Source organism: Roseateles sp., from assembly GCF_036404855.1.
Lineage (GTDB): Bacteria > Pseudomonadota > Gammaproteobacteria > Burkholderiales > Burkholderiaceae_C > Pelomonas.
Genome location: NZ_DASWYS010000033.1, coordinates 1 through 6,556, shown reverse-complemented (window position 1 = coordinate 6,556; position 6,556 = coordinate 1). Strand labels below are relative to the sequence as shown.

Here is a 6,556-nt window from a genome sequence, read left to right as displayed (position 1 = left end):
CCACGGCGCCATCACCCTGCCCGGCCCGCAGCTGCTGGAGGCGCGCTGGGACGTGTTCGGTGCCGACGGCCGCCTGATCCTGCGCGCCGAAGGCTGGGAAGACCGCGTGTTCAGCGGCGACGAACGCTTCTTCGGTTTCCGCCTCGACCCGGCGCACGCGCGTCTGTCGGAGCAGGCCATGGCCGGCCAGCTGCCGGCGGAACTCTGCCTGCGCCGCATCGAGCCGCTGCCGGAGGGCACGCTGGATGAAGGCGGCACGATCTGGAAGCGCATGCTGGCCCACATGGTGCTGAGCCGCCGTGAGCGCGCGATCTTCAACGCGCTGCCACAGCAGGGCCCGCGCCGCGAGGAGTGGCTGATGGGCCGCCTCGCCGCCAAGGACGCCGCGCGCGACTGGTACCGCCTGCGCGGCGGCACCGAGCTGTCGCCGGCCGACGTCGAGATCGACTCCGACGCCAACGGCCGGCCGCTGGTGCGCTGCCCGGCCCTGCCGCAGATGGCCGCGCCGGCGCTGTCGATCGCGCACAGCCAGCGCTGGGCCTACGCCGTGGCCAGCGACCCGAGCGTGGCCCTGGGCCTGGACTACCAGCGCGCCGACAACCTGCGCACCGAGGACGTGGCCGTCGGCGGTTTCTCAGCCGCCGAACAGGTCTGGTTCCAGGGTGCCGAAGGGGCCGAGCGCAGCCGTATCGTGCTGGCCCTGTGGTGCGCCAAGGAAGCCGCCGCCAAGGCTGCCGGCACGGGACTGAACGGCCGTCCACAGGACTGGCAAGTGGTTGCCGCGCACCTGGACAACCGCCTGGGTGGTCCGCAGATGGCGCGGGTGCGCTACAACGGTCAGGATTACGATATCGCCCTGCATGCCGAAGCCGGTCAGGCCATGCTGGCGCTGTGCGTCACCGCAGCGCCACGGGCAGCAACATGGCCGGCAGCCTGAACATTCCTACAGAACTTCCTTTTCCGAAGACACGATCATGACGACGACCCTGTTCATTGGCCTCGACGGCTGCACCTTCACCGTGCTGGATGAAATGACCCGCGACCTGCCGGGCGAGGGTGTGACCATGCCCTTCCTGGCCTCGCTGATGAAGAAGGGCGTGCGCGCCAAGCTGCGCTCCACGCCCAACCCGCTGACCCCGCCGGCCTGGACCAGCATCATGACCGGCAAGGGCCCGGGCGAGCACGGTGTGTTCGAGTTCATCCGCGCCGAGGACCACGGCGCCGAGGTCTACTGGACACTGTATGACGCGCGCGACGTCGACGCCGAGACGATCTGGTCGATCGCCTCGCGCAAGGACAAGAAGATCGCCGCGCTGAACTTCCCGCTGACCGCGCCGGCGCCGGAGGGCATCAACGGCTCGATCGTGCCGGGCTTCATCCCCGCCAAGCACCTGCGCCGCAACACGCATCCGCGCGAGCTGTTCGAGCGCATCAAGACCGACGTGCCGGGCTTCGATCCCAAGGAACTGGCCTGGGACTTCGACAAGGAAAAGCAGGCCATGGAATCGCTCTCGGCCACCGAGACCGCCAAGTGGGTGCGCTACCACCTGCCCCGCGAGGAGCAGTGGTTCAAGGTCGCCGAGTACATCCTCGGCAGCGACAAGCCGGACCTGATGGCGGTGATGTTCGACGGCACCGACAAGATCCAGCACCAGGCCTGGCCCTGGCTGGACAAGGACCTGCTGCCCAAGGACCCGCAGGGCCATGACAAGGAGATGCGCGAGGTCTGCCTCGAGTACTTCAACAACCTCGACGGCTACATCGAGAAGCTGGTGACCATGGCCGGCCCGGATACGCAGGTGTTCTTCGCCTCCGACCACGGCTTCACCGCCAGCAACTTCGTGCTGCGCATCAACACCTTCCTCGGCGAGAAGGGCTATCTCACCTGGGGCAAGAACGACGGCAGCGAGCAGGCCGTGCGCCGCGACGCCTCCGACTTCGCCAACCTCGACTGGTCCAAGACCTTGGCCTACTGCCAGACGCCGTCGTCCAACGGCATCGTCATCCGCGTGGCCGAGAAGCCGGGCGACGCCGGCATCAAGCCCGAGGACTACGAGTCCTTCCGCGAGAAGCTGATCGCCGACCTCTACACCATCACCGATCCCAAGACCGGCAAGCCGGTGGTGATCGACGTGCTCAAGCGCGAGGACTGGTTCGCCGGCCAGCACATGAAGCGCGCGCCGGACCTGACCCTGGTGTTGAGCGACCACGGCTTCGTCTCCATCCGCAACTTCGAGCCGGTGGTGGCCCATCGCCCGGCCGCGATCGGCACGCATCACCCGGACGGCATCTTCATGGCCTGCGGCCCCGGCATCGCCGCCAGCGGCATGGTCGAACGCCGCCAGATCGTGGACGTGGCCCCCACCCTGCTGCACAGCCTCGGTCTGGCGATCCCCACGGACTTCGAGGGCAAGCCGGCCGAGACCTTCTTCGAGGCCGAATGGCTCGCCGCGCACCCGATCAAGAAGGGCGCCCGCACCAAGCCGCCGGCCAAGAAGGAACTCAAGGAAGAGATGGACCAGGGCGAGAAGCAGCAGATCATCGAACAGCTGCAGATGCTGGGCTACATGGAGTGAGTGCGGAAGCCGCCAAGCCCTCCGACGAAGGAACCCTGACGTCGGAGCAGTTGCTCGATCTCGGCATGGAAGCCATGGGGGCCACCGGCCTCTATGGCGTGATCGACTTCGAGCGGCCGAGCTACATGTTCGCGCCGCGGCGGATCAAGAACTGCAGCTTCGGCGCGTTCTCCTACGTCAACGGCATGTACACCAGCAGCCTGTACGACACCCGCGTGGGCCGTTACTGCTCCATCGCGGAGGCCGCCATCGTAGGGCCCTACGAGCACCCCACAGACGGCCTGTCGACGCACACCTTCGCCTTCTGTTCGCCGGAGGACTTCCCGCCCTTCGCCGTGTTCCAGGACTTCAAGGACCTGACCACGGTGTCCAAGCGCGAGGTCAACCGCGAGTTCACCGAGATCGGCCATGACGTGTGGATCGGCGCCGGCGCCTTCATCAAGCGCGGCGTGAAGATCGGCGACGGGGCGGTGGTGGCGGCGCATGCGCTGGTCACACGCGACGTGCCGCCCTACTCCATCGTGGTCGGCCAGCCGGCCAAGGTCACCCGCCTGCGCTTCGACGAGAAGACCGTCGAGCGCCTGCTGAAGCTGCAGTGGTGGCGCTACAATCTGGCACCACACAAGAACGAGCTGGACTACAGCCGCATCGAGGCCTCGCTGGACGGCCTGGAGCAGCGCCTCGCCGAGGGCCGCCTGCAGGAGCTGCAGCCGGAGACCTGGCGCCTGCACAAGGTGCGCTACCAGGTGAAGTTCCGTCCGGAGCGCCTGCCGCAGCCGCTGTACACCTGGCCCTGAAATCAACTACGACAACACGCCCCACGCCATGAGCAAGTCCGACATCTACGTCACCAAGCTGATCTCGCTGCTGAAGGATTTCACCCAGGACTGGGACAACGAATTCGACGGTGAAATGGACCGCAGCAGCAAGCTGCTGGGCGACCTCAGCTTCGAGTCCATCGACATCATCCAGCTGATCGTGGCGATCCAGGAAGACATCGTCGGCGGCAAGCTGCCGTTCGAGAAGCTGCTGATGAAGGACGGCCGCTACGTCGACGACCTGTCCATCGGCCAGATCGCCGACTTCCTGGCCGCGAACATTCCGGGATAAGCCATGCCGGCGGCGCGGTCAGGCCTTGCGCGCCACCACCAGCACGTAGTCCTCGCCTGCGTCGATCAGGCCGCGCAGGCGCGCCACCGACCGGCTCACCTCGGCCGCGCGTTCGCCCTGCAGTTGCAGCCCGGCACGCTCGAAGGCGTCGATGAAGGGAATGCGCGTCCAGTCGACGATCGACTCGATGCGCAGGGCCGTGAAGCCCGCCGCCCGCAGGTGCCCGGCGTAGACGTCGGCGTCGTAGGCGTTGTCACGGTTGTCGAGGCACACCCCGGTGCCCACCGCCGTCGCCCCCTGCAGGTAGACCGACGGATCGACCCCACGTCGCGGGATCAGGTCGGTCAGCGCCAGCGTGCCGCCCGGGCGCAACACGCGCGCCGCCTCGCGCAGGAAGTCCGCACGGGTGTCGAAGTGGAAGGCGCATTCCACCGACACCAGCTTGTCGAAGCTGGCATCCCCGAATTCCATCCGCGTGGCATCGCCCAGGCGCAGGTCGATACGATCGGCAAAGCCCTGCTCCCGCACGTAGCCCCGGCCGTAGTCGAGGCGCAGTTCGGTGACGTCGATGCCGACGATGGATGCGGGCTGGAAATGCCGCAGGCAGGCCACCGCGCCGGCCCCGTAGCCGCAACCGACGTCGAGCACGCGGTCCTGCGCAGAAAGCCCCGCGGCGGAAGCCACCAGCAGCGTCAGCGCCTCGGCCGCCTGCTCCATGGTCATGCCGGAGCGCGTCCAGTAGCCGTAGTTGGCAAAGGGCTGCTTGCCGAACAGCTCGCCTCGCTGCTCGTGACGTCGCGTGTAGTGCCGCGCCACGTCCTGTGTATGCGTCGTCTGCATGACTTCCTGTCCGCCTTGAATCCCAAGCTTCATCCCGGCTTCACGTCGGTTTCGTGAAGAACGTCCGCTCACCGGAATCCCTAGTGACCACCCGACCCAAACTGGCGCATCAGCAATTCGGCAGCGGCCCTGATGTCGTGCTGGTGCACGGCCTGGCTGCCAATCGCGCGTTCTGGTACCCCCTGGCGACGGCCTTGTCGTCGCAGTACCGCGTCACAATCTATGACCTGCGCGGGCACGGCTACAGCGAACGACCGACCAGCGGCTATACGGCAACCGACCAAGGGCAGGATCTGCTGCACCTGATGGACGAACTGGCCCTTGAAGAGGCCGCCGTCATCGGACACAGCTACGGCGGTGCCGCCGCGCTCGAAGCCGTGCTGCTGCAGCCGCAGCGCTTCAGCCACCTGGCCCTGATGGACACCCGCATCCAGCGCCTGCAGTCGGAACTGCGGCTGCACGATGTGGGCCAGCTCACCGCCTTCGAACAGGCCGCCGCCCGCCAGGACGGCGGCGATTGGGCCAGCGAGCCGGAGGTCGGCTTCCGCTTCCTGGAAGTGGCAGCGCGCAACAAGGTCTCCGGCGTGGAACTGGATGCCGGCGGAGAGTTCGTCCCCTTCGGAGAGGGCCGCGGCGCGCTGCGCGCGGCCAAGCAATGGCTGGCCCTGCTCGACGACACCAGCCTGCGCCAGGACTTCCGCGTGCCCGGCGCCGAGGCCGAGGCCTACGCCGCGCTGCGCCAGCCGACGCTGCTGATGTACCCCAGCCATTCGCGCTCGGGTGCCACCTCCAGCCGCCTCCAGGCGCTGCTGCCCAATTCACGGCTGGTCAGCCTGCCCCAGGCCGGCCATTTCTTCCCGGTCACCCACCCGGCGCAGGTCCGCGCCGAGGTCGAGGCGCTGCTGCGCAGCTCGTAAACGCCACAGGAACGCACATGTCCAGCCTCGACCAGATCCGGGTGATCGAACTCAGCGGCCACGTCGCCGCTGCCTTCTGCGGCAAGCTGATGTCCGGCTTCGGGGCCGAGGTCCTGCACCTGCCCGCGCCGGCAACCCTGCCCGGCTTCGCGCTCGGCGCCGACGAGCAGGCCTGGTACCACACCGCCAAGCAGCGCCTGGCGCTGGACCCGGCACAGGACCCGCAGGCCTTTGCCGCCCTGGTCCGCGGCGCCGACGTACTGCTCGACGGCTGGGGCCTGGGCGTGCTGGCCAGCGCCGGCTTCGACGCCGCGCGCCTGCGCACGCTGAACCCGGCCCTGGTGCTGGTGCAGGTCACGCCCTTCGGGCAGGACGGCCCCCAGGCCGCCTGGAAGGCCAGCGACCTGACGCTCTACGGCCTCTCCGGCCTGATGCAGAGCACCGGCAGCGGCGCCCGCGAGCCGCTCAACGCCCGCCCGCGCATGGCCGAGCTCACCGCCGGCATGAACGCCTACTGCGCCGCGATCATCGGCCTGCTGCGCCGTGAGCGCGACGGCTGCGGCGCCACCGTGGACCTGTCGATCCGCGAAGCGGCGATGGAGAACTACGAGGCCGCCATCGCCGAGTTCCTCAACGTTGGCAAGGTGGCGCGGCGCAACGGCGACGAGCACAACATGGTGCCCTGGCGCACCTACCCCTGCGCCGACGGCGAGGCCGCCATCATCGGCGGCCCCATCCGCCACTGGCTGCGAGCCGCCCCTCTGTTCGAGGCGCCGGAGCTGCTGTCGGAGAAGCTGCAGACCATGGGTGGGCGCATGGCCAACCGGGCCGAGACGCAGGAGCTGATGAAGCCCTTCCTGCAGCGCCAGACCAAGCGCGACCTGTTCCACATGGGACAGAAGCACCGGCTGGCCTGGTCGTACCTGGCCTCCATGCCCGAGGCATTGGCCGAACCGCAGCACGCCGCACGCGGCTTCTTCATCGAGCAGCCCCGCGCCGACGGCCAGCCGGCCACCATGCCGGGCGCGCCCTTCCGCGGCGCCGATGCCGCCTGGCTCAACCGCCCCGCGCCGGCCACGGCCACCGCCATCCCGGGCTGGGAGCCGCGGAATG

The 6,556-nt window shown here is 68.5% G+C and carries 7 protein-coding genes; 6 read left to right on the top strand and 1 reads right to left on the bottom strand.

Annotated elements, in window-relative coordinates:
• The 4 genes from VGF12_RS02010 to VGF12_RS01995 form a co-directional block, all read left to right on the top strand.
• Positions 1-937, top strand: a 937-nt coding sequence (locus VGF12_RS02010) for a 4'-phosphopantetheinyl transferase family protein (protein WP_331174376.1), incomplete at its 5' end; no start/stop codon positions are given.
• 37 nt (positions 938-974) lie between these two features.
• The gene (locus tag VGF12_RS02005; RefSeq protein WP_331174375.1) at positions 975-2,576 is read left to right on the top strand and encodes an alkaline phosphatase family protein; all 1,602 of its coding nucleotides are present in this window, start codon (positions 975-977) and stop codon (positions 2,574-2,576) included.
• The gene (locus tag VGF12_RS02000; protein ID WP_331174374.1) at positions 2,573-3,373 is read left to right on the top strand and encodes a CatB-related O-acetyltransferase; all 801 of its coding nucleotides are present in this window, start codon (positions 2,573-2,575) and stop codon (positions 3,371-3,373) included. The genes VGF12_RS02005 and VGF12_RS02000 overlap by 4 nt, the downstream gene beginning before the upstream one ends.
• A gap of 28 nt (positions 3,374-3,401) precedes the next feature.
• Entirely contained in the window at positions 3,402-3,686 is a 285-nt protein-coding gene (locus tag VGF12_RS01995; RefSeq protein ID WP_331174373.1) for an acyl carrier protein, read from the top strand.
• Positions 3,687-3,704: 18 nt separating this feature from the next.
• On the opposite strand, the gene VGF12_RS01990 is transcribed toward VGF12_RS01995, so the two are convergent.
• Positions 3,705-4,559: a class I SAM-dependent methyltransferase gene (locus VGF12_RS01990; RefSeq protein ID WP_331174372.1), complete on the bottom strand. Its 855-nt coding sequence runs from the start codon at positions 4,557-4,559 to the stop codon at positions 3,705-3,707.
• Between the two features lie 50 nt (positions 4,560-4,609).
• Here VGF12_RS01990 and VGF12_RS01985 point away from each other — a divergent pair, with 50 nt between their 5' ends.
• Positions 4,610-5,443, top strand: a complete 834-nt coding sequence (locus VGF12_RS01985; protein ID WP_331174371.1) for an alpha/beta hydrolase — start codon at positions 4,610-4,612, stop codon at positions 5,441-5,443.
• Between the two features lie 17 nt (positions 5,444-5,460).
• A partial coding sequence (locus VGF12_RS01980) for a CaiB/BaiF CoA transferase family protein (protein WP_331174370.1) occupies positions 5,461-6,556 on the top strand: 1,096 nt, incomplete at its 3' end.

Bases quoted from the DNA above. Each gene is read 5' to 3' on its own strand.
- VGF12_RS02005 (WP_331174375.1), top strand. From the start codon at position 975: ATGACGACGACCCTGTTCATTGGCCTCGACGGCTGCACCTTCACCGTG.
- VGF12_RS01995 (WP_331174373.1), top strand. From the start codon at position 3,402: ATGAGCAAGTCCGACATCTACGTCACCAAGCTGATCTCGCTGCTGAAG.
- VGF12_RS01990 (WP_331174372.1), bottom strand. From the start codon at position 4,559: ATGAAGCTTGGGATTCAAGGCGGACAGGAAGTCATGCAGACGACGCAT.